The 26,327-nt window shown below is 32.8% G+C and carries 5 protein-coding genes; all 5 read right to left on the bottom strand.

Annotation, left to right across the window (positions count from 1 at the left end; translation table 11 throughout):
* Window positions 1-230: 230 nt before the first annotated feature.
* On the bottom strand, window positions 231-1,766 hold the full coding sequence (locus ACKTTV_RS00745) for a YifB family Mg chelatase-like AAA ATPase (RefSeq protein WP_408028889.1): 1,536 nt from the start codon (window positions 1,764-1,766) through the stop codon (window positions 231-233).
* Window positions 1,767-1,910: 144 nt separating this feature from the next.
* Entirely contained in the window at window positions 1,911-2,801 is an 891-nt protein-coding gene (locus ACKTTV_RS00750; protein ID WP_408028890.1) for a glycosyltransferase family 17 protein, read from the bottom strand.
* A gap of 27 nt (window positions 2,802-2,828) precedes the next feature.
* On the bottom strand, window positions 2,829-9,071 hold the full coding sequence (locus tag ACKTTV_RS00755) for an amino acid adenylation domain-containing protein (RefSeq protein ID WP_408028891.1): 6,243 nt from the start codon (window positions 9,069-9,071) through the stop codon (window positions 2,829-2,831).
* A 47-nt stretch (window positions 9,072-9,118) separates the two neighbouring features.
* Window positions 9,119-19,765 carry an amino acid adenylation domain-containing protein gene (locus tag ACKTTV_RS00760; RefSeq protein ID WP_408028892.1) on the bottom strand — a complete coding sequence of 3,549 codons (10,647 nt, stop codon included), beginning with the start codon at window positions 19,763-19,765 and terminating at the stop codon, window positions 9,119-9,121.
* A 6-nt stretch (window positions 19,766-19,771) separates the two neighbouring features.
* Window positions 19,772-26,317 carry an amino acid adenylation domain-containing protein gene (locus ACKTTV_RS00765; protein ID WP_408028893.1) on the bottom strand — a complete coding sequence of 2,182 codons (6,546 nt, stop codon included), beginning with the start codon at window positions 26,315-26,317 and terminating at the stop codon, window positions 19,772-19,774.
* Window positions 26,318-26,327 lie beyond the last annotated feature (10 nt).

Below are 26,327 nucleotides of genomic sequence, written 5' to 3' on the forward strand. Positions count from 1 at the left end.
TGAGTTAGTGTTAGTAAAAATTATGAATAAAAAAGATAACTAATTTACTTGTTTTATTGTTTATAATCAATGGTTTATTTTTTGGGGATGAGGTTAGAACTTGGTTTGTTAATTGAACTACTTTTTCAGAAACCTCATGATATTCATAGAGTTTTGGTAGCTCCTACTGACTCGATTCTAAAATGGTAAAAGAGGAAGTTTTACTAAATTTACTAATTTTTTATACTTATTTACCCCAACCATCCATCTCTATCTAAACTTCTATATTGAATGGCTTCTGAAATATGATTGGGTAAAATATTAGGTTCATTTGCTAAATCAGCAATAGTTCTTGATACCTTTAAAATTCTATCATAAGCCCTGGCAGATAGATTTAATTTTTCCATAGCAGTTTTTAACAAGCTTTTACTTGGAGGAGATAATTTGCAAAAGGCTCGAATATGTTTTACATTCATTTGAGCATTGTAATGGAGGTTTTCAAAAGATTCAAACCGTTCAGACTGTAGTTCTCTAGCCTTGATAACTCTTATTCTAATGTCAGTACTACTTTCTCCTTTTCTTTCATCAGAAAGTTTATCAAAAGGAACGGGTGTTACTTCAATATGAATATCAATTCTATCCAAAAGAGGGCCAGATATTTTACTCATGTAACGTTGTATTTCCGCAGGTGAGGAAGTAGCAGGCGAACTAGCATCATGGAAAAATCCAGAAGGACTAGGGTTCATACTTGCAACTAGCATGAAACTACTTGGGTAGTTTACCGTAAATTTTGCTCTCGAAATTGTTACTTCACGGTCTTCAAGAGGTTGTCGCATTACTTCTAAAACGCTTCTTTTAAACTCAGGTAGTTCATCTAAAAAAAGAACTCCATTATGTGCTAAAGAGATCTCACCAGGTTGAGGATATTGTCCTCCACCAACTAGCGCCACATCCGATATTGTATGGTGTGGTGAACGGAAAGGTCTTTCGAACATAAGTCCTGAATTCTTTACTTTTCCAACAACAGAATGTATCTTCGTTGTTTCAAGGGCTTCATGTAAAGTCATGGGTGGCAAAATAGAAGGTAGTCGTTTGGCTAACATTGTTTTTCCTGCACCAGGTGGACCAATTAAAATAATATTATGACCTCCAGCGGCGGCTATTTCCATACATCTTTTAATGCTTTCTTGCCCTTTTACATCAGCAAAATCAAATTCAGGGAATTCTAAATTTTTATAGAACTCGGTTCTAGTATCAATTTTTGTAGGTTCAATTAATTGTGTTCCATTGAAATGATGAATAACATCTGTAATATTCTCAATTCCTAAAACATCTAAATCATCTACAATTGCCGCCTCTTTGGCATTTTCTTTTGGAAGAATAAAATGTTTGAAGCCTTCTTCGCGAGCTTTGATTGCAATTGGCAAAGCTCCTTTAATGGGTTGCACACTTCCGTCCAAAGATAATTCTCCCATGATAATGTATTGCTCAATATTTTCTGAGGTAATTTGATTCGATGCAGCAAGAATTCCAATGGCTAAAGTAACATCATAAGAGGCGCCTTCTTTACGAATGTCAGCGGGAGCCATATTGATGGTGATTTTCTTGCCTGGGAGTTTATAACCGATATTATTAAGAGCTGCCGAAATGCGATAAGAACTTTCTCTAACAGCGTTGTCAGGTAATCCCACTAGATGGTATCCAATTCCTTTTCCAATATTAACTTCAACCGTAATGGTAGTGGCTTCAATGCCGAATACGGCACTTCCATATATTTTCTTTAGCATAACTTTTTTTATAAAAGTAAGGAATATTGCATAAAAATAAAACCAGACTTAGACTTTTGTTTAAAACAAAGCTAAATCTGGTTGTTTTCACTAATTCAGAGAATTAGATTTTAATTTATGGGAATCTCAATTAGAAATACAAGACTAAGCTTCTTGTTCCGTTAGCCAAAGGTTATTGGTGTTTACTTCTTTTAAAGAAGCAAGAAAATCTTTATTATCATCCATATACAAATTGGCATCTAAATAGTGTAATCGTTTATCTTGAATACACTTGTGTAGATATTCTTCTGTGATAATAGTTTTGTCTTTTACATTCGCGTCAAATGCTTTTAATTTTGGTAATCCGTTATTTAAATGATCTACCCAAGAGTGGTGAAAACCAGCAAAGAAATCTAAACATGGTAACACATCATACATAGCTTCTGCAATACCTTTCTTTCTTAGGAAATCTGAAGTAAATGGCATTGATTTAAAATAACGACCTGTCATTACAAAAAGACGGTAGCTACAGTTTGGAGCTCCATGATTTGATTCAAGGAATAAATTAAGATAGAATGAGGTATAATGTAACTTAACAGTAAGAGCTTGATGCTTTTTAGTTTCTTCAATAATTCTATCGGCAAATCGACTATCAATAATCTCGTCTAAATCCGATAAAATAATAATATCGTCGTCACTAATAGTTTCTTTTAAGATAGTACACATATTCCGTTGAACAGACTCATTAAAGAATGCATAGTTATTGCTTAAAAGATTCCAATACCAGTGATCAAAATTTTTAGCTTGACAAGTTTCAGGATTGTAGTAATCTTTATTTTCTTCAATCTCTCGAAACTTTCCAGTTACATCAAATTTTTCGTAATGTACCTTGCTGGTAAGTAGCGAGGTGTCAAAATTGAATGGTTTATCTTTACCTGTAAATGTTTTGTTGGCTTCCAAAATACATAAGGAATCAACCCAGTGAGCATCTTCTTTTATTTTAATTTCTGCGACTTTGTTTTCATTAAAAAATGGACAAAATTCAAATACTTTCATAATTTAAATAGTTAATAAGTTTATTGGTTATTTATTATAGTTCCAATTCAATAAATGGTACATTTTCTTTTTAAATCCATTCATTAAATCTGTAATTGTAGTTTCTCTAAAATGTAGAGTCGAATAATAACATCGAATACTTAGTTGTTGAGCACTATGTTTTATGGTTAGGTTTAATAAGTAATTAGACTCATTGTCTTTTGAGTTGGTAAAACCAAAAGGAATATCTAGCTGCTCGTACGTAGCCGTTTCAGGGAAAATATGTTCAGTTTTTAAATAATGAAACAAGCAGGCAGGACGTCGTTCTGGTAATATAAGTTCTTCCTTGCTGTTTTCCGGCTTTGAATATTTAAGGATAAAGTAATCCAATCCGTTTTTAGGAACCTCCAAAACAGTTTGATTTATTTGTTGTATTAAGCTTTCGTTACTAAGGTTTTCATCCAAAGAGAGTCTAACGGGATAAGCGCCTGCAAAAAAGCCAGTTGTGTTTTGGATATTTACTTCTTGGAAGAAAGATTCTCGTTGCTGACTCATAATGTCAATTAATAAATCAGTAGTTCCAAAATACTCATTACTCGCTTTATAAAACACAGAAAGTAACAGGTTAGAAGGCATTAGCTTCATCTTATTAACCGTAGTTGAGAACTTATTCATAAGTTGATCGTCTTCAATAAGAACAAACTCTAAAGCTTTCATTTCTCTGTGCGTAGCTCTTTTTTGAGGATTGAAATCCGTAGGAACATTCCCCCCAGATTTTAATACATCGTTCCAATATGCATATTCAGCTGCAAAGCTTTTATTTGCTATATAGTTTTGGATGGTTAATACCCAATCTTTATAAGAACAAGAATTTATTAAATTATTATCTATATGTTGTTCATCGTTACTTTTAGATGTCAATAATTTGAAAAACTGATTAATGAAAATCTGCAAAGACACTCCGTCAAAAACTATATGATGGAAAAGAAAGAACACTACTTTTGAATCTTGATTCATGTAGTTGTCAAAAACTAGAATTCTAAACAGTTTTCCCTCCAATAAATCAAATTGAGACTGTACTTCTTCACACTTTTTACTTATGTATAAATCTTGATTTTTGGGTTTAATTAAAGCAATATCAAAATAGTTACAAAGATTATCTTTTGAATAATTATCGTAGTATTGTTTGAAATTACCATCTTCTTTGACAAATCGTAGTTGCAAAGATTTATGTTTTTCAACGAGCGTTTTAACAACTTCATTAATAGCATTGATACTAGTTTTAAACTTGATTTTAGCTAAGAAAGGAACATTAAAACGGTTACGATCAATGAGTTTTCTTTTGATAAAACGTTGTTGAAGAGGTGAAAGAGGGAATAAGTTTTCGTAATTTTTAATTGTATTTGAAATACTTTTTGTCTCTGTATTTACTTGATTGCACTTGAATGATAACAAGTTTTCAATGGTTCTGTATTGATAAATGTCATTTACAGAAATTAACTCTCCTTTTTGTTTTAATTCATTAGATATTTCTAAGGCATTTAGTGAATGACCTCCGAGATAGAAAAAGTCATCACTTAAGGTAATTCCTTCTTGATCCAATACCTTTTCCCAAAGAGCTAAATAAACTAAACTTCGCTGTTCGTCTTTTGCAGTTCGATTGGAATTATTTTCTTGTGCTTGGATTGACTGTTTAGAGATATTGTTACTCAGATTGTCTAACTCTGAAGTTTCTATATCTAAAATTACCGATGTTGTTTCAATTTGATTCGTTAGCGCTGTGGAATTATCAATAGTAAACACCAATATTTCCTTTAATGTCTTTAACATTTTGTGAATCATGTTTTCCTCAAAACAATCGGTATCATATATTACTTTAACTTGTAAGCAATCGTTTTCTTCTGAGCCTAAAACGGTTATTGGATAATTGGTTTTTTCAATTTCTTCCACATTTTCAATAAGGATGTTTCCTGAACTATTTTGATAGGTTCCTACTTTTTTGTGGTTTTCGAAAACCAAGATATGATTGAACAGGTGAGGCGTTTTCAGCTTAGTCATTTTTACCAACTCATTTAAGTCAATATGACTGTATTCATTTATTTGTTGAAATGTTTTATGAATTAACTGAACTTGTTCCTTAATTGTACGTTGGTTCGACCATTGTGTGACAACAGGTAAGGTGTTAATTAATGGTCCAACTATTTGATTGATACCATGAAAATCATGATTTCTACCACTAACAGTAACACCAAACGTGATAACATCATTTTTGGTAAGTAGTTGAAGCATCTTAGCCCAAGAAAACTGAAATAGAGAGTTCAGTGTAACTTGATACTGTTTTGCTAGGTTTTTAATGCTACTTGTTATATCTCGAGAAAAACTTAGGTGAAGTTCTTTTTGATTTTCAATTGGTTTATCCGGGCTAGGTTGGTCTTTGGTTTTTGTAAAAGGAAAAGGAGTACTATTTTGAACAGGAGCTAATTGCTCTTTCCAAAAAGCCAAAGCATTATCTTGATTTTGAGTATTCAACCAGCGATTTAAATGATGGAATTGAAGTGATTTTTCTTGATGAAAACCTTTGATAGTTTTGTCATTTTCAAAAGATGCGACTAGGTCGTTGATAATATGGTAAATACTCCAACCATCGATAAGGATATGATGAAGCGTCCACACTAATGTGTGTAATCCATCGTTTTGTTTTATCAGTAAAAATCGAACAGGTGGTGTTTCATTTAAACAAAACTCTTTTTTTCTATCAATATCAAGAATGTGATCAATTTCTTGGTCTATTTCTTCTGGATCCTTTTCTGTCAATGAAATCTCATTCCAAGCAATAGCGTCTAACTCTTCATGATATTCATAAGCACATTGTAACGGTTCTTTTAGGTTTTCCCAAATAAAAATAGATCTAAATATTTCATTCTCTTTAACTAATTCTTGTAGCTTATTTTTTAAGTAAATATTATCCAAAGCTCCAGAAATAGTAATTTTTACCTGAACATAATATTGATCTGATTCCTTATTTTGTAGATAATGGAATAGCATTCCTCGTTGTAAACCTGTAATTGGCATTAAGGTTTTTATGTTACCTCGTTTATTTAGTTTTTGATAAAGTGTATCGAAGGTATTTTGGGTTAAATGCCCTAATTCAAAGTCAGAAGGTGTATAACGAATTTCTGTTTTTGATTTACAATGTTCAATGACTTCGATTAGATTGGTCTTAAAATCTTTTGCAAATTTGTATGCTGTTTCCTTTCTGAATAGATTTTCATCAAAAGTGATTTTAAAGAGAAATTGCTTTTCTACGATTGAGCAGTTCAATTCAAACGGACTCCAATGCTTATTTTTTGGACCAACTACATCATGACCACTTCCTTCGTCAAATAAACTCCATCCTTCTGGCAATTCATGTTGATTTTCATCAAACTGTCCCAAATAATTAAACCAAGCTTCAGGACAAGCGTCATTGATGCTGTTTTTAACATCAGAATTACTATGTAAATATTTTAAAGCTCCATATGAAAGCCCGTTATCTGGAATGCTTTTCAACTGTTCTTTAATAGCAATGATATAGTTTGAGATATCATTGTTATCCGGTAAATTAATAACAACTGGATATGCGGAAGTAAACCAACCAATAGTTCTGGAAACATCTACTTCTTCAACGCATTTTTCTCTTCCATGACTTTCCAACATAAACACAACTTTATTTTGCCCAATCCATTTGGCCAAACTTTTTATGTATGCTGTAATTAATAAGGTTTCAATATTTGTGTTATATACTTTAAAACACTCTTTGGATAGTAGGTTTGTTCTTTCTAAAGAAAGATTGTCTGTTACCGCACCGTATGTGTTATTGGGGTAAAGAATAAATTGATCTTTTATTAAATTAAATTCTTGTATTTCCTCGGTAGTTGATTTCCAAAAAGGAAGAGCTTCTAAGGTTTTTTTATTTTGTGAATAATCGATCAATTGTTGATACCATTGCGCTTTGGTATCAGTTTTTAAAACTGTTTTTTCTTGATAAAGCTGGACTAAATCTTCTAATAAGATTCTCCAAGAAACACCATCAACAATTAAATGATGAAGAATAATAAGTACATAAGAATTAGTTGTCCCTTCGATTACAGCAACCTTATACAATTCGTTGTTCGTTAGACTTATTTGTTTTTCTAAATCTATTTCTATTTTGTGAACAGCACTTTGTTCGTCCTTTTCGTTTTTGATGTTATGAATACTAAAAAAGGAATTATCGACAATATTATTAAAGTTTTGGACGTAGCAATTACTCTTTTTATAAAATTGAACTTTAAAAGCAGGATGATGATTTACCAATTGAAGAAAAGCATTTTTCAACTTGGCAATATCTACTGATTTTATAGTAATGGTTTGTGACTGCAAAAAATAACTTGGGTCAGAAAAACCTAAATTAAAATACCATTGTTGAATAGGAGTTAGACCTATTTCTTTCACAGGTTCTTTTGATTTTCTAGCTAAGGTTTCTTTAGTAATTAAAGCAAGCTCGTTTATCGTAGGGTAATTGTAAATGTCTGAAGCAGAAAAATAGAGGTTGAGTTTTTTAGCTTCCGTTATAAAATGCAATGCCGAAATAGAATCTAAACCTAAAGAAAAGAAGTTATCATCAAAATGAATATTTTGCTTCCCTAAAACTTCTTTTAGTGCGTACAGAAGTTTTTCTTCTTTACTTCCGTTTGGATTGGGTTTAGGAAATGCAGAGTTTTCAAGTTCCTTAGGATCTGGGAGTTTGTTCTTGTCTAATTTTCCATTAGAGGTTAAAGGAATATCATCAATAAAAACAATATGCCTTGGCAACATATAATCAGATACTTTACTTGATAAATATCTTTTGAGTTCTTCTTTGTCAATTTTCTCAGTGGCAAGTACCCATGTTGCTATAGAACCCAAACCTCGATGGTCTTTTTTGATTTTTGCAACAGCAAAGTTAATTTTCGGATGTTGCATGATGTGATATTCTATTTCACCTAACTCAATTCGATATCCTCTTAATTTTACCTGATTATCATTTCTTCCGATAAATTCAAAAAGACCATCGCTGTTTACTCTTCCTAAATCTCCTGTCTTATAGAGAGTCTCATTATTTCCAAGAATTCCTTTTTTAAAAGCCTTTTCTGTTAGTTCAGGTCTTTTGTAATAACCTTTCGCTACACTCAAGCTTTGAACCCAAAGTTCTCCAGACTCTCCTGGTTTTACAGGTTTTAGTTCTTTGTCTAAAATGTGAACAGAATTATCGCCTACAGGTATTCCAATGGGAATACTCTTTTGTTCAGGAGAAATCTCGTTGATAGAATAACAGGTTGTGAATATGGTACATTCGGTAGGTCCATATCCGTTTATTAATCGATTCGGACCTAGAACAGCTAGTGCTTTTTTTACATGAGAGTAGGAGGCTGCTTCTCCTCCAAAAAGAACCTTATTTATCGATTTCAATAAATTTATATGCTGATCGACTATTGCATTAAAAAAGGATGTTGTAAAAAAAGCTATAGTTACTCCACATTTTTCAATATAACTTGTCAAGGCTTCAAAATCAAACAGCAGTTTTCTATTTACTAAAATTAAGCTAGCGCCATTAAGTAAGGCTCCGAAAATTTCAAAAGTAGAGGCATCAAAAGCGTAATTGGCCAATTGTAAAAAACAATCGTCAGCTGTAATGGTAACAAAACTCGGGTTGATTAATCGGTTGCTCAGGTTTTGATGAGTAAGCATTACACCTTTAGGAGAGCCTGTTGAACCTGATGTATAGATTAGTTGAGCTAATGCATCTTGCTCAATTTCTACATCAGGAGAATAGGTAGCAAATGCTTGAAGGTTTTCATCTTCTATTGGCAAAGTAAAACAAGGATACTTTTTAGTATTAGTTGGATCCGTGAGTAAAAGGAATGCTGCTTCACTATCTTTGAGTAAATATTGAATTTTCTCTTCGGGATCGTCAGGACTAATTGCAATGTAAGCGGCTCCTGTTTTTAAGATTCCTAATATACTAGCAATGGTATTGATTTCTTTCTTTCCTAAAACAGCAATAACGGTGCCCTTAGGTACTTTTTGTTTATATTCTCTTAAGAAATTGTACTGAATAAAATGAGCAATTTGATTTGCTTTATTATTAAGTTCAGCATAGGAAATTTTATGATCGTTTAAACGGATAGCTACTTTCGTAGGGTTTTTATACACCTGTTCTTCAAATAACTCCGATAAAATTTTATGTTTAATTTCTTTCGCTGTAACCAGTTTGTCAGCAATAGTTTCCATAGTAAGTGGGTAGTTGGTTTGGTTAAATTATTAAGTGTATAATTTTATCAAAACTGATTATGTAGTTCAGTGGCGGTTGAAAATTCTTCTACATTTTTTGATAAATACTCTCCAATAAATTGTGCTTGGAAAGGGAGTATGTGTCTGTGATGAGAATGCGTTGGAATTATTGTTATTTTTTCAACATCAATCACACGTTCAAGATTGTTATACTTTAAATCTTCAATAAGAATCAATTCGTCATTATTGTTTGATCCTGCCTCGTGATTATCCTGATACAACGCTTGAAAAAGAGTTATGTTTGTTTTAAATAATTTACCACTGATTGGAGTTTTTCCTAAAACATGTTCTTGTTCGGCGGCATCAACCAGTCTTTCAACATAATCGTCATACTCTTTAGGGAACATGCTTGAAATAAACTCGTGAGTTTCTTCTTTTTTGAAACGAGCACGTCTTGAGAACATTTTTGGAACATGAACATAAGTATCTAATAAAATCACATTAATGTTCGAGTATCCTTTGCGTTCTAAGATTAAAGCCATTTCTAGGGCAATACAGCCTCCTAAAGACCATCCTAATAATGTGATAGGGTCTTTAAGCGAATATTTTTCAGTGTATTCCTTTAAATAGAAATTCGCTAGTTTATTTAAATTATTAATCTTAGGAGTTCCATAAATATTATGATTGTCAATTCCAATACAATTATACTTTCCATTTAGTAACTCGGCTAAACAGTGATAAGCATCTGATCCACCTAAAGCAGAATGTATGAAAATCATATCAGGTAAATTGTCGTCATATTTTTCTTGGAAAGGCATAACGAGTGAAACATGATTTTCATAGGCTTGGAGTTTTGAATAAATGGCGGCCAATATTCCAATAGATTTATATCGAAGAATATCGGTAATTTGAATTTTCAAACCTAAAACTTTACTCATTTCACTCGATACTTTAATTGCTTGAATAGAGTTACCTCCTATACTAAAGAAATCATCTTTTATTCCTACTTTTTCAATACCTAAAATATCTTGCCATACTTTACATAAATCTTCTTCCAATTGAGTAGTGGGAGCCACGTAATTTTCATTTAAACCAAACGCTGGTTTAGGTAAGTTCTTTTTATCTAATTTACCATTAGAGGTTAATGGAATTTCATCTAGTTGTACCCATATTCTTGGAATCATGTAATCGGGTAGACTTTCCGTAAGTTCTGACTGAATAGCTTCTTTGTCAAAAGTTTCTGAGACTACATAGGCAATCAGGCGTTTACCTCTATTTCCACCATCTTCTGCTATGATACAATTGTTTTGAATTCCTTTTATTCTTGACAAAACATTTTCTATTTCGGTCAGTTCGATTCGATAGCCACTAATTTTTACCTGGTCATCCTTTCTTCCAATAAATTCAATACTTCCATTTGGCAGCCATCTTACTAGGTCTCCTGTTTTATAAATTCGATCACCTTCTTTGAACGGATTGCTGATAAAGCGTTTATTTGTTAGCTCTTCTCTATTTAAATAACCTTTAGAAACTCCTTTTCCAGAAATGCATAATTCACCAATAACTCCAATGGGAGCAAGTTCCTCGTATTCATTTAAAACATAGAAATTGGTGTTGCTTAAAGGTTTTCCTATAGGAATAGTTAAAGCTTCCGCTGAAACTTCTGAAACTACTTCGCAAGAAGCATATGTGGTTGTTTCTGTTGGTCCATAAACATGTAGTATTTTATTTTTACCCAGTGCAGACAACATTCTTTCTACAGGCGCTACGGATACCTTTTCTCCTCCGAATAGTAATAATCGTAAGCTAGATAATAAGGATAAATCAAATTCTGATAAAGCATTAAACAAAGCAGTGGTTATAAAGGCAATGGTTAATTTTTCTTTATTAATTACTTCCAATAATGCCATTGGGTTAGAAGCTGCTGGTGTAGGTATTAAATAAAGAGTAGCTCCATTTAAAAGACTCCCAAAAATTTCATAAGTACAACCGTCAAAAGCATAATTTGACCACTGTAATACACGATCCGATCTTGTTATTGCTATTTTATCTGAAGGGTTATTGACAAGTGCAATAATATTTTCATCACTAATGCTAATGCCTTTTGGAGTTCCTGTTGTTCCAGAAGTGTACATTACATACGCTTCTTCATCCTTTCTTCTTTCAAAATCTTCTTTAGAAACCTTATGGTTAAGAGATCTTTCAATATTCAATACTTGTATATCCTTTGAAGTTGTTATTTTATCCAGCAGCAAATCTTCTTCATAAATAATATATTCTATATCGGCATCCTCTAGTATATAAGACAATCGATTATTTGGCAAAGAAGGGTCTAAAGGAATGTAAGCACATCCTAATTTCAGAACTCCTAACATGCTAATTACCATGTCAAAACTTCTGTCAAACAGAATCCCCACACGAGTATGTTTTTCTACTTTTTTGGAAATTAGATAATGAGCTAATTGACTAGAACGATTATCTAGTTCTTTATAAGTTAAATACTCTCCATTAAAAGATAAAGCCCGAGCATTAGGTGTTTTGGAAACCTGTTCTTTAAATAGAGAAATTATTGAATCACTTTCTGGATAATCAAATGCTGTATTATTGAAGTCATTTAATAACTCTTTTTCCTCTTTATCGGTTAACATTGACAATTTGTGTAAAGGCAATGTTCCATCTGATTTCAAACTTGCCACAACCTTGTGTAATGTTTCTGTAAAATAGTTCAGTACTCTTTCAGGGTTAACACCTCCTGCAATTTGAGCTGTTACCCCAAAATCAAGACCATAATCATCTACACTAAAAGTAAAAGGGTAGTTGGTGCGTTCTTTACTACTAACGATGTCAACTCCAAAATCAACAGTATTTTCTTCTTCCTTTTCTTCAGTCGAATCGAAAGAATGTCGGTAATTTAATAAAGCACTAAACAGAGGTATTTCATTAGAAACACCGCTCCAATTTTGAATATTTGATAATGAGGTTTGTTCAAAAGGTAGTAGTTCTTCCAATCTTTCTTTAACTTGAAGAACATACTCTAATACATTTCCATTTAATTCAGTAAAAAACGGTAAGGTATTAATAAATAATCCTAATGAATCGGCAGCTCCTAAAGATCCTTGTAATCGACCAGAGAATAAGGATCCAAAAATAGCATAATCTTTATTACTACATTTTCCTACTAAAATTCCATAAACAGCATAGAATATAATGGCGGGACTTGTTCCTAATTCTGTGCTAAGTTTACGAATTTCTTTACTCGTTTCTTCTGGTAGTAAAGCATTGGATTCTTCAATAGTACTTGCATTATCCATTGTGTTTGAAAACTCAAATGGATAAGCAGGCTCATCAATATTACCTAACAATTCTTTAAAGTATGATTCACTATTATTAGTAGATTGTTGATATAAAGTATGACCTATGAAATTCCTATACAAGTAAGGAGTTGGCAAATTTGAGGCTTGTCCGTCTAGGTATAGTGTAATTTCAGAAACCAATGTTTCCATGCCCACATGGTCCATTATCAAATGATGTTCTAATAAAATGATATAGTATTCACCGTTTGACGGATCATCTATTGTTTTTAATTTTAGCAATGGTGCTTCGGAAACATCTACTTTTTGTTCTCCTGGAATTGTTAACAACTCTAACTCCGACAAGATATCTTTAGAGTTGATTTTTAAATGCTCTACAGATAGTTGGGCTTCTCTAAGTACTACTTGCACCGCTTTAGGTAATCCATCACTGAAAAAGCAAGTGCGTAAAACATCATGTCTATTTACTACAAATTGTAAGGCTTCGATAAATTTAGAACGATCTTCCTTTTCTGAGAAAGACAATAGATGAGGTAGCACATAAGGATCTCCTTGCTGTTCAGTACTCATTAAGTAATGATAGTACATTCCTTCTTGCAAAGGTGATAAGGGGTAAATATCTTGAATTTTGGAAACTCCTCCTGTAATATTTTTAACAACCTTATCAATATCTTCTTGTTCAAAGTCTAATAAAGGAACCATTGAAGGAGTAATTTGTTCCGTATTAGTTGTTATTCCATTTGGAGGTACTTGGTAAATTGATGATAAAGATGATAGCTTTTTACTGATAGCGGCGATACTGGGGTTTACAAATATATCTCTTACAGTAATGTGAAAGTCAATCTTTTGTAATTGACTTATTAGTTTTACTACCAGTAAACTATGACCTCCTAATTCAAAAAAGTTATCGTATACACCTATTTTTTCTACCCCTAATAATTCTTGCCAAATAAGGACAAGTTGTTTTTCTGTTTCGTTTCTTGGAGGGACGTATTCTCTTGTTGATAATTGTGAGAAATTTGGATCTGGTAAAGATTTTCGATCTAACTTACCATTTGCCGTTAAAGGCATTTCATCTAATTGAACCCATAAGTTTGGAATCATATAGTCAGGTAAACTCATTTGTAACTCTTCATGTAAAAGTTCCTTATTTAGCTCACCTTCTGTTACTACATATCCTACCAAACATTTATTGCCATTGATGTCATCTTTTGATAAAACACAGCAATTTGTAACAGACTTATGTTTAAAAAGCGCGTTTTCAATTTCTCCTAACTCAATTCGATAACCACGAATTTTAATTTGGTTATCAGCTCTGCCTATAAACTCTATGTTTCCGTCTGGGAGTCTTCTTGCTAGGTCGCCAGTTTTATATAAACGACTCCCTTCTTGGAATGGATTTGGAACAAATTTCTTTTGGGTTAATGACGGATTGTTCAGGTATTCTTTTGCTAACCCTGAACCTCCAATATAAAGCTCTCCCACAGTGCCTTGAGGAACTAGGTTTTTGGAGTTGTCTAGGATATAAAATTGTGTGTTGTACAGAGGTTTCCCTATAGGGATGTTAGATAAAGATAATAATTCAGAGCTATCTTTAACTTCATAATAAGAACTATCAATTGTAGCTTCTGTAAGACCGTAACTGTTGGTTATTCTAATATCTTCCCCAAACCTTTCATATAGTCGTTTAAAGTCATGCAAGTTAAAAACATCTGAGCCTAAAATGACTTGTTTTAGCGATGAATAGTTTAACTTGTTTTCGTAGATAAAGTCCATTAATGGAACCCCTAAAGCTGGTGTGGTTTCAAAAAGAGTAATTTGATGATGTTCTATAAGTTTGTATAGTCCTGCTAAATCAAAACGTACATCATCAGGGCAAATAATCATCTTTCCTCCAAACAATAACGTTTTACACAGATCTCCTATAAAAACATCAAAAGCAGCGCTAGCTAATTGAAGTAAGTTGGTTTGTTGGTTAACTTCGAATAAGTTTTTCCAATTTAAAGCAATGTTTGTAATACCTGAGTGATTTACTACAACTCCTTTTGGTTTTCCTGTGGTACCTGAAGTATAAATTATGTAAGCCTCATCATCTGATCTTGTAATTCTATTAAGTTTAAAAGTAGTTTGTTCTGTGATTGCTTTATCGTTATCTAATAGAATTCGTTGAAAGTTGGCATTTGATAATAGTAAGTCATTAGCAATACTATTTGTAATAATAAGGCTTAAACCTGAGTCTTTTATGATATGATCAATGCGATCAATAGGATGTTTAACATCTAAAGGAATATAAACTTTTCCTGATTTCATGATCCCTAATAGGCTAACAATTAAATCGATATTTCGTTCTAGAAATACACCAACGAAGTTGTTCTCATTAGTATGATTGTTAGTTATATAATGAGCTAATTGATTGGATCTTTTGTCCAGTTCTTCATATGTTATGGACTCATCATTACAAACGACTGCTATTGTTTCGGGTGTTTGTGAAACCTGTTGTTCAAATAAATCGATAATTGTTTTATCAACAGGGAACACCATACGGTTGTTATGGGCAGTATTTAATAACCGTTCTTCCTCTTTTTTAGGTAAAATAGATATACTGTTGACAGGCGCTTTTTCGCCTAGCTTTAATCTTTCTAGTAGTTGAACAAGAGCTTCTTGCATAAGAGCAATTACTCTATCCGAATCAATACTTCCGTCCACTTGAATTTTTAATCCGAAATCAACCCCATAATCATCTACATCAATAGAAAATGGATAATTAGAACGTTCATGACCGCCTACAAAACTAATTCCTAAGTCTTCGTTGTCAGTATCCTCAATCTCTTTCTCTTCTTCTTCTTCCAATGGAGCAGGAGAATGGCGAAAGTTAAGAATAGCACTAAAAAATGGTATGTCATTAGAAATATCACTCCAGCCTTGAACTGATGATAATGATGTTTGTTCATAGGACAATAGTTCTCCTAATTTCTTCCTAACTTCATTAACATATTCAGTTGCATTTCCTTTTAATTCAACAAAAAATGGTAATGTATTAATGAATAATCCTAATGAATCAGTAGCTCCTAAAGATCCTTGTAATCGTCCAGAAAACAATGAGCCAAACAACGCGTAATCACTATTACTACATTTACCAACAAGTAGCCCAAAAGCTGCGTGGAATAAAACTGCAGGGCTCATTCCTAACTCAATACAGACCCTTCGGATTTCTTTATTTATACTACTAGGTAAAACAATCTCAGATTCTTTCAAAGAACCACCATTACCACGAATATCTGACAAACCAAATGGATATGTAGGTTCTTCAATACCTGTCAGTAACTCTTTGAAGTAGAGTTCGCTATTGTTTGTTTTTTGTAAATGTAAAGTGTGCCCTATAAAATCCCTATATAAAACAGGCTCAGATAGAGATGCCGCATTTCCAGATAAATACTCTTCAACTTCTATAGTAATCTTCTCCATACCAACATGATCTAATATCAAATGATGTTGGTTAATTATTAAGTAGTAATTGTTACTTTTAGTGTCATCTGCTAGTTTCAACTTTAATAAGGGAGCTTTCGATATATCCATCCATTGATTTCCTGGACTTGTTAATACTTCCAGTTCAGATAAAATATCTCCAGATTGATCTAAGATTAACTGTTCCTCTGACAATGTAACCTCTCTTGACACTACCTGAACAGCGTGTGGTAAACCTTCGCTTATAATAGATGTACGTAAAACATCATGACGGTTAACCACAAACTGTAACGCACTTATAAATGATGAGCGTTTTTCTTTGCTTGGAAATGATAATAAATGAGGTAAAATATAAGGGTCTCCTTCTTCTTCACTACTTAATAAATAATGAAAATAAATTCCTTCTTGTAAAGGAGCTAAGGGGTATATGTCTTGAATATTAGTAACTCCTCCTTCAACAGTATTTACAACTCTATCGATATCTTCCTGTTTAAAATCCAGCAGTGGGACCATTGAAGGAATAATACGTTCTGTAGTTGTGGTAATTCCATTTGCAGGTACTTTATATACCAACTCAGATGATAATAACTTTTCATTAACTCCTGCAATTGTTGGATTTAAAAAAATATCCCGGACTTCTATATGGTATCCTATTTTTTGCAAACGAGATATTAATTGAATAACCAATAAACTATGACCTCCTAACTCAAAGAAATTATCATGAATCCCAACTTTATTTACTCCTAACAAGTCTTGCCAAATAACAGCTAACTCTTCTTCTGTTTCGTTTCGAGGAGCAACATATTCCTTTGCAGATAATGTAGATAGCTCTATTTCAGGGAGGGATTTTTTATCTAATTTACCATTTGCTGTTAATGGCATCTCTTCCAACTCAACCCATAATAAAGGAATCATATATTGTGGTAAGCTTTCCTTTAATTGAGCTTCTATAGCTTCTTTATTTAACTCTCCTTCAATAACTACATAACCAACTAAACGCTTATTTCCTTGTACATCCTCTTTTGCCAAAACACAAGATTGATGTATTGATTCTATATTAGATAATGCTTTTTCTATCTCACCTAGCTCTATACGATAACCTCTTATTTTTACTTGATTATCTGCTCTTCCGACAAATTCAATGTTTCCATCAGGTAGCCATCTCGCCAAATCTCCTGTTTTATATATTGTATTACCTTCTTTAAACGGATTAGCTATAAACTTCTCTTTGGTTAGTTTTTCCCTATTTAAATATCCTCTAGCAACTCCTTTTCCGCTTACACATAATTCACCCACAACTCCAACAGGAACTAAGTTCATTCCTAAGTCGGTTATGTATATTTGCATGTTATCAATTGGCTTACCAATAGGAATTTTGGCTAAAGTGGTATCAACTACTTTGTAATTGGATGCTACTACAGTTGCTTCAGTAGGTCCGTAGTTATTATAGATTGTAAGGTCCGTAGCTTTATTTACAACCAAAGCATCACCTCCTGTTAAAATAGTTACATCAGGCAAACTAATACCTTCTTCTATAAAACTTTTACATAGTAGAGTAGGAATGTAGGCATGCGTAATTGCGTGTTCTTTTAAAAATCTTGTTAAGAAATTCAAATCGTATCTATCTTTTCTAGATATAGGGTATAAACTAGCTCCAGAAATTAAGTATGGGTATATTTCCCATATACTGGCGTCAAAACCAATACCAGCAAATAAAGTTCCTCTACTTGATTCGCTTACCGAATATTCTGATTGATGCCAAAAGCATAGGTTAACCAGGTTTTTATGTTCAACCATAACCCCTTTGGGTTTACCTGTACTTCCTGATGTATAAATAATATACGCGAGCTCTTTATTTGATAGAATGTTGTTTAGTTTCTTGGAACTAAAACTAGCAATAGTGTCCCAGTCTCTATCTAATAAGATTTTGGTAATATCTTCATTCCCCGTTAGTGTTTCTTTATTAACGGCTGTACTAGTTAATACTAGATTGATATTGGCATCATCTAGCATATAGTTGATACGATCTTGTGGATATTCGGGGTCAATGGGAACATAAGCCGCTCCTGATTTTAACACCCCAAGAATTCCTACGATCATTTCGGTACTCCGCTCTAGACAAACACCTACTAAAGTGCCTGATTTAACATCAAGGCTTTGTAAATAACTTCCTAATTGATTTGAGCGTTTATCCAGCTCGTTATATGTTAATACTTCATTTTCATAAACTACGGCAATAGCTTCAGGTGTTTTTATTACTTGTTCTGAAAATAAGTCTATCAATGTTTTGCCTGTTGAATAAGAGACTTCAGTTTTATTAAAATCTTCTAATAATTCAACTTCTTCCTTTTTAGTTAACATTGATAATTCACCAATAGGCTGAGTTATATCATCAACTATGCTATCTAATAATTGCTTATAATGCTCCATCATACGATGCATCGTTTCTTCTTTGAATAATGAAGCACGATAGGCTATGCTTAAATAGAATCTTGATTCTCTTTCAATAACACTTAAAGTTAAATCGAACTGTACCGATGCTTCAGAAGTTTCATATTCCGAAATTGAAAGTCCTTCCTCTTCTTCTGGAATTACCTCATGTGTGTACATCTCACTCCTTTTTGAATCACTACCATTATTTTGATAGTCAAACATTACTTGGAATAAAGGTGTTATACTCATATCTCTATCAGTAACTACACTATCAACAACTTTCTCAAAGGGAACCAATTGATTATCGTAACTCTTTAAAGTTGTTTGTTTGACTTGATTTAAGAATTCTTTAAAACTAGGGTTACCACTCAAATCACTTCGTAAGGCTAAGGTGTTGACAAAGAATCCCATCATCTCTTCTAATTCAGCCTGCGTTCGATTTGCTATAGGTGTTCCTACACAAATATCTTCTTGGCCACTATATCGGTATAATAACACCTTAAAAACAGACAACAAGAACATAAACGATGTTACTTTCTCTTGGTTGAAAAGAAGGCTAAGAGATTTATTCAAATTTTCATCTAATTCTAAATGAACTTCCTTTCCTCTATTATTCTGTACTGTTGTACGTGCATAATCTATGGGTAGCGTTAAGTTACTAACACCTTTTAGTTTCTCTTTCCAATATGATAATTGTCCCTCAAGAATGTTTTTTTCAAAATAACTACGTTGCCATATAGCATAATCAGAATATTGTAAATTCAGTTCTGGAAGACGAAAATCTTCTTCTGATGCCAAAATATCATATATTTCAACAAATTCATTTGTTAAAATTCCTGAAGACCAACCGTCACTTGCAATATGATGGAAAACAAAAGCCAATACATATTCATCTTCCCCTAAATCATATAAACAAGAACGAAACATATAATCTTTAGATAAATCGAAAGGAATACTAATGAAAGCATCTATTTCTGACTCTAAATCTGTTTCTCTGGAAATAAGTGCTTTACTTAATGACCAATTATCTTCGGAAAGAATTTTTTGATAACCAATACCGTTTTCTTCATAAATAACTGTCCGCAATACTTCATGACGACCAACGATTGTTTTTAGAGTTTGTTCTAATATTGGTATGTCTAAATCTGCTTTTAAACGGATAATACTAGGGATATGATATTCTTCACTACTTCCTTGTAGTTGGTCGATAAACCACAATCGTTCTTGACCAAAGGATAACGGGATATGCTCTAGTTTTTCTTTATTGTATGGCGTAATTTTTTCTAATAACTGCTCTGAAACACTATCATTTTCAAATGATCTTAAATAATCAATTATCAAATCTTTATTAGATCTTATTTCTGCAAGTATTTCTGGATCAATTTCAGAATTCGCCTTAATATTTAATGAACCATCTTTTAAAACTAATTTTATCCCTTCTTTATAAAGTTTTCGAAAGAAAGTTGTAATGTTTATAGTTTCCATAGCTGGTTAAATTTCAATATTTATACTATATTCTTTCTCTTCATTTTCAAGACTATGCTCTTTGTGCTCTAAATAACCGGCTATTTCATCAATGGAAGTAAACTTAAAAATGTTTTGAATAGCAATTTCAACTTCTAGTTCTCTTCTGATCATTGAAACCAAGCGCGTGGCTAACAAACTATGCCCTCCTAATTCGAAGAAATTATCATGAATACCTATCTTTTCTATTCCTAATAGTTCTTGCCAAATAGCAACTAGCTTTTCTTCCATTTCATTTCTTGGAGCTACATATTCAATTGTAGATAGCATGGTTCCATCTGGAGCTGGTAAAGATTTTTTAGCGATCTTCCCATTATTAGTTAAAGGCATTTCTTCTAGCTCAACCCATAAAATAGGAATCATATAATCTGGTAAAAGTTCACTTAATTCCTCTTGAATTATTTCTTTATCGAACTCTCCATTAGGAACTACATATCCAACTAAATGTTTGTTCCCGTGCGAGCCTTCTTTTGCCAACACACAACTGCTTTGGACACAAGATATTCCCGATAAAACATTCTCGATCTCTCCTAATTCAATTCGATACCCTCGAATTTTTACCTGATCATCTTTTCTTCCTAAAAATTCAATATTTCCATCAGGTAACCATCTTGCTAAATCTCCTGTTTTATATATTCTGTCCCCTACTTTAAATGGGTTGGTTATAAACTTTTCTTTGGTTAGCTCTTCTCGATTTAAATATCCTCTTGCAACTCCAATTCCTCCTATACATAACTCTCCTGTTACTCCAATAGGTAGTAATTCGTTAGTTTCATTTAAAATATAAATATGTGTATTGTCAATTGGCTTTCCAATAGGTACTAAGTCTTTTACTTCTCCATGAAATGTGGTTGCACAAATACTGGCTTCGGTTGGGCCATATGCATTTATATAATTGTACTGCTTTGAAAATGTTTTTGCCACACTTAAAGGAATTGCTTCTCCTCCTGTAACTAGTGTAGTTAAGCCTTCTAAATCTTCAACTTCTAATAATTGTAAAAATGCCGGTGGTAATGTTGTAAATGTGATCTTGTTTTCTTGAATAAATTCTTTGAAAAGCGAAGTATCTGATTTTCTTTCTTCTTCTATAATACACAAACTAGCACCACTTAAAAGTGAGATTCCCATTTCCCAGATAGAAGCATCAAATGAGGGATTAGCGAATTGTAAGCAGTTTGAATCAGGAGTGATTGCAAAAGAAGCTATTTGAGATAGTATGGTATTCACAACACTAACATGTTCTATCATCACTCCTTTAGGTTTTCCAGTGCTTCCAGAAGTATAGATAATATAAGCTAAATTGTTAGGTTTTATATCAATGTTGGGTGCCTTGGTTGGATAATCCTTACTATTTTCTTCAAACAGATTTAAAACCAAGTCATCGATTATAAAAATACTTTCACTATCTGTACGTATGTATTCTTTTCGTTCTTCAGGGTAGAATATATCTATAGGAACATAAGTTCCACCTACTTTTAATATTGCTAAGAAAGAAACCACTAACCAGTCACTTCGTTCTAAAGATACTCCAATCGGATTTTCGCTACTTATGGTATAATTAGTTAATAAGTAGTTTGCCAGTTGATTCGATAAATCATCTAACTCTTGGTAGGTTAATTTCTTGTTATCGTAAACCAATGCTATATTTTCTGGTGCATTTACAACTTGTTCATTAAAAATATCAACAAGTGTTTTGTCTTTAGGATGAGCAATGGCATTGTTATTAAAAACTTCTAATAATTGAACTTCCTCTTCTTTTGATAGCATTGATATATCTTCAAGAGTTTTTCCATTATTTAGACCCTCAATAAGTTGATTTAAAATCAAATGCATGTACGTAAGAATTCGGTCTGGTTCAATACTTGGATCCATTTGAGCCGATACCCCAAAATTATCACCAAAATCATCAACATTTAAGTTGAATGGATAGTTAGTACGTTCATGACCTCCAATAAAAGTGCCTCCCATGCTAGAATTACCAATATTTTCTTCCTCGGATGAATCGTGAGAATGACGGAAGTTTAATAAGGCACTGAAGAATGGAACTTCGTTAGAAATACCGCTCCAGTTTTGTATTGCAGATAAAGGAGTTTGTTCAAAGGGTAATAGACCGTTTAGCTGCTTCTTAACTTCTTGAATATATTCTAATATTGTTCCTTTGAGCTCTATGAAAAATGGTAGTGTATTTATAAACAGTCCTAATGAATTTTCCGCGCCTAAAGAGCCTTGTAAACGTCCAGAAAATAACGACCCAAATAACGCATAATTACTATTGCTACATTTGGCTACTACCAATCCGTAAGCAGCATGGAATAAAACCGCCGGACTCATTCCTAGTTCAATACTAATACTGCGAATTTCTCTACTTAACTCTGATGATAAAACTATTTCAGAATCTTTAATGTCGCTACCATTTCCTCGAATATCAGACAAACCAAAAGGATAAGAAGGTTCTTCAATGTTAGCAAGTAATTCTTTGAAATACGATTCGCTATCATTAGTTTCTTGTAGGTGTAATGTATGACCTATGAACTCTCGATATAAAACAGGCTTGGTAAGACTATCTTTATTTCCTGATAAATATTCTTCTATCTCAAACATAATCTTCTCCAAACCAACATGGTCCATTACCAAGTGGTGTTGGCTAATGATTAAATAGTAGTTGTCTGTTGCCGGATCATCGGCAGACTTTAATTCCATTAATGGTGATCTAGTTACATCTAACCATTGACTTCCAGGAGCCATTAATAACTCTAATTCTGATAAAACATCTTTTGATTCGTTTATATCTAAATGGTCAACCGTTAACGTAACTTCCCTTAGTACTACTTGAACAGCACTAGGAAGTCCTGCACTAATAACACAAGTACGCAATACATCATGGCGATTTGTTACAAATTGTAATGCGTCAATAAAAGTATCGCGTTGTTCTTTATCAGAGAAGGATAATAAATGTGGTAAAACATATGGGTCCCCATGTTCTTTATCACTCATTAAATAATGGAAATAAATACCTTCTTGTAACGGAGATAAAGGATACATGTCTTCAATATTTGACACACCACCTTCTATTTGAGAAACTGCTAAATCCAAATCTTCTTGATCAAAATCTAACAATGGAACCATTGAAGGAATAATACGCTCTGTAGAAGTTGTAATTCCATTTTCTGGAACTTTATACAATGAGTCAAGTGAAACTACTCTTTCTCCAATTCCAGCCACAGTAGCATCGGTGAATACGTCTTTTATTTCAATATGTAAACCTGTTTTTTGTATGCGTGAAATAAGCTGAACAACTAATAAGCTATGCCCTCCTAATTCAAAAAAGTTATCATAAACTCCCACTTTATCCAAGCCTAATAACTCTTCCCAAATTGTTACTATTTCCTTTTCAGTCTCATTTCTTGGAGCCACATATTCTCTTCTTAATAAGAGTGATTCATCTATTTCAGGTAATGATTTTTTGTCAATTTTTCCATTAACTGTTAATGGCATTTCTTCCAATTCAATCCAAAGCATAGGAATCATATATTCTGGTAGAATTTCCTTTAATTCGGCTTGTAGTGCTTCTTTATCAAATTCTCCTTCTGAAACTACATAAGCAACTAAACTATTACCTCTAGCATCTTCCTTAACTAATACACAACATTGATTTACTGCATCTAAAGAAGATAAAGATTTTTCTATTTCTCCTAATTCAATACGATAACCGCGCACTTTTACTTGATTATCTTTTCGTCCTTTATATTCAATAGTTCCGTTGGGCAGCCAACGCGCTAAATCTCCTGTTTTATAAAGCACTTCTCCTTTCTTAAAAGGGTTGGTTATAAACTTTTCAGAAGTTAATGTTTCTCTATTTATATAACCATTGGTAACCCCGTTACCTCCTATATATAATTCTCCAAAGACACCTAATGGAACCAAATTATCATAAGAATCAACAATATAAGCTTCAACATTAGGCATTGGAGAACCAATGTTATTGCTGGTAAACTCTTTGATATCAGTTGCTACAATAGCATCAATAGTTATCTCTGTAGGTCCATAATGGTTGTTGATTTGAACATTTGGAAGGAGGTCCTGTATTTCAGAAACAAGTGAAGCTGTTAAAGATTCTCCTCCAATACATAATAGGTCTAGGCTTAAAGATTCAGATATTGTTGAGGTTAGTCCCGTTAGGAATATACTAAAGAAGCTAGGAGTTCCTTGTAAAACAGTAACCTTTTCAGATACTAAAAGTTGCAATAAAGAAGGAATGTCTTTACCTGTGTTTGTATTAGGTATTACAATGCGCTCACCTGTTATTAATGGAAGGAATAACTCTAATAAAGAAACGTCAAAAACATAATTGGTTAATAAACATGATCTTAAAACTTGATCTGGACCTAAAAGTTTTAATTCCCCTTGTAATGTAGAAAATAAATTGCCATGAGTTACTGCAACACCTTTAGGTTTTCCAGTACTACCCGAGGTATAAATAACATAGGCTAAATGATCTGTTGATGAGCTTACATTTGGTTTTTGTGTTGATTGTTCCGAAATAACTTCCCAATCATTATTTAACGAAATAATGTTGGTTTTATCTTGGTTTTCAAAAATTTCAATAGTACTTCCACTACTCACTACTAATTCAATACCCGTGTCCTCAAGTATATAATCTATACGGGCTTTAGGATAGTTTGGGGCAATTGGAACATAGGCACCTCCTGATTTTAGAATTCCTAAAATACCAACAATCATATCTGTTCCTTGTTCTAAACAAATCCCAACTAAACTATCCGGTTGCACACCTTGTGCTTTTAAGTAATGTGCTAATTGATTTGCCCGTTCGTTTAGTTCTTGGTATGTTAATGAACTAGATTCAAATACTGTGGCAATGGAATCTGGTGTGTTTTGAACTTGCGCTTCAAACAAATCAACTACGGTTTGTTTTGCTGGATATGAAACCTTTGTAGCGTTAAAAGCCTTTAATAACTGAATCTCTTCTTTTTCAGTTAACATAGGTAGATCATTAATCGGTAGTTCAACATTGCTTACTATGCTTTGTAGTAATTCCTGATAATGAACCATAAAACGACTCATCGTTTCTTTCTTAAATAATGCTTTGCAGTATGTTAAATTCAGTCCAATTAAATCTCCTTCAGAAGCATCCAAGGTAAGGTCAAATTCAGATTTATCATCTTCAAATTCATACCCTGAAACATCTACGTCTTCAATAGTTACTTTTGAACTTGGAGGGGTGTTTTCCAATGTAAACATTACTTGAAATAATGCACTAGTACTTGTATCTCGAGTTTTAACAACTCTGTCTACTACTTTTTCAAAAGGCGCCAACTGATGATCATAACTTTGTAGAGTAGTTTGCTTCACTTGACTTAAGAAATCAGTAAAACGGGGATTGTCACTTAAATCGCTTCTTAATACCAAGGTGTTTACAAAGAAACCGATCATTTCTTCTAAATCTGATTGGGTACGATTGGCAATAGGTGTTCCTATACAAATGTCTTGCTGTCCGCTATAACGAGATAATAAAACCTTAAAACCAGCTAATAATAGCATAAATAAGGTTACTTCTTCTTTTTTAGCTAATGCATAGAGTGAGCTTGATAATTCTTTATTTAACTCAATAAACATAGTAGCGCCAGCATTGCTTTGAATTGAAGGTCTAGGATAATCGAAAGGTAATGTCAAAGGACTAGAGTCTTTCAATTTTTCCTCCCAATAGGTTAATTGGTTCTCTAAAATCTCTTTTTCGAAATAATTACGTTGCCATAATGCATAATCCGAATATTGTAAATTCAATTCAGGGAAATGAAACTTTTGACCTGATTTTAAAGCGCTATAAATTGTTATAAATTCATTTGTTAAAATACCTGAAGACCAGCCATCACTGGCAATATGATGAAAAACACATGCCAGTACATATTTCTTTTCTCCCAAGTCGTATAAGCTACAACGAAGCATATAATCTTTAGATAAATCAAAAGAGATGTTCATAAAATCGTGAATCTCTTTTTCCAGATTTGTTTCTTCGGAAGTAATAACCTTTTGTAAGAACCAATCATTTACAGGCATTATTTTTTGATAACCAATACCTTCTTCCTTATAGATTACCGTCCGTAAAATTTCATGACGACTAACTATTGTTTTTAGCGTTTCTTCTAAGATTTCAATATCTAAGTCTCCTTCTAAACGGATTACTGTATTTATATGATATTCTTCACTACTACCATTCATTTGATGCAAGAACCATAGTCGTTCTTGACCAAAGGATAGTGGAATATGATCCAGTTCTTCTTTATTATAAGGTGTTATTTTTTCAAGTAAACTCTCCGAGGAAGTGTCATCTTCGTAGGCTTTTAGGTGGTTTATTATTAGTTCTTTATTGTTTCTAATTTCTGAAATTATTTCTGGATCAATTTCAGCATCTGCTTTAATATGTAATGATCCATCTTTTAAGACTAATTTTATTCTTTCTTTATAAAGTTTGCGAAAGAAAATTGTAATATCCATGTTCGGTTAG

Origin of the sequence: Tenacibaculum xiamenense (assembly GCF_964513065.1) — a bacterium.
Taxonomy (GTDB): domain Bacteria; phylum Bacteroidota; class Bacteroidia; order Flavobacteriales; family Flavobacteriaceae; genus Polaribacter; species Polaribacter xiamenense.

Excerpts from the sequence above, each read along its gene's own strand:
- ACKTTV_RS00760 (WP_408028892.1), bottom strand. The coding sequence starts at position 19,765 with ATGGAAACTATAAACATTACAACTTTCTTTCGAAAACTTTATAAAGAA.
- ACKTTV_RS00750 (WP_408028890.1), bottom strand. The coding sequence starts at position 2,801 with ATGAAAGTATTTGAATTTTGTCCATTTTTTAATGAAAACAAAGTCGCA.
- ACKTTV_RS00765 (WP_408028893.1), bottom strand. The coding sequence starts at position 26,317 with ATGGATATTACAATTTTCTTTCGCAAACTTTATAAAGAAAGAATAAAA.
- ACKTTV_RS00745 (WP_408028889.1), bottom strand. The coding sequence starts at position 1,766 with ATGCTAAAGAAAATATATGGAAGTGCCGTATTCGGCATTGAAGCCACT.
- ACKTTV_RS00755 (WP_408028891.1), bottom strand. The coding sequence starts at position 9,071 with ATGGAAACTATTGCTGACAAACTGGTTACAGCGAAAGAAATTAAACAT.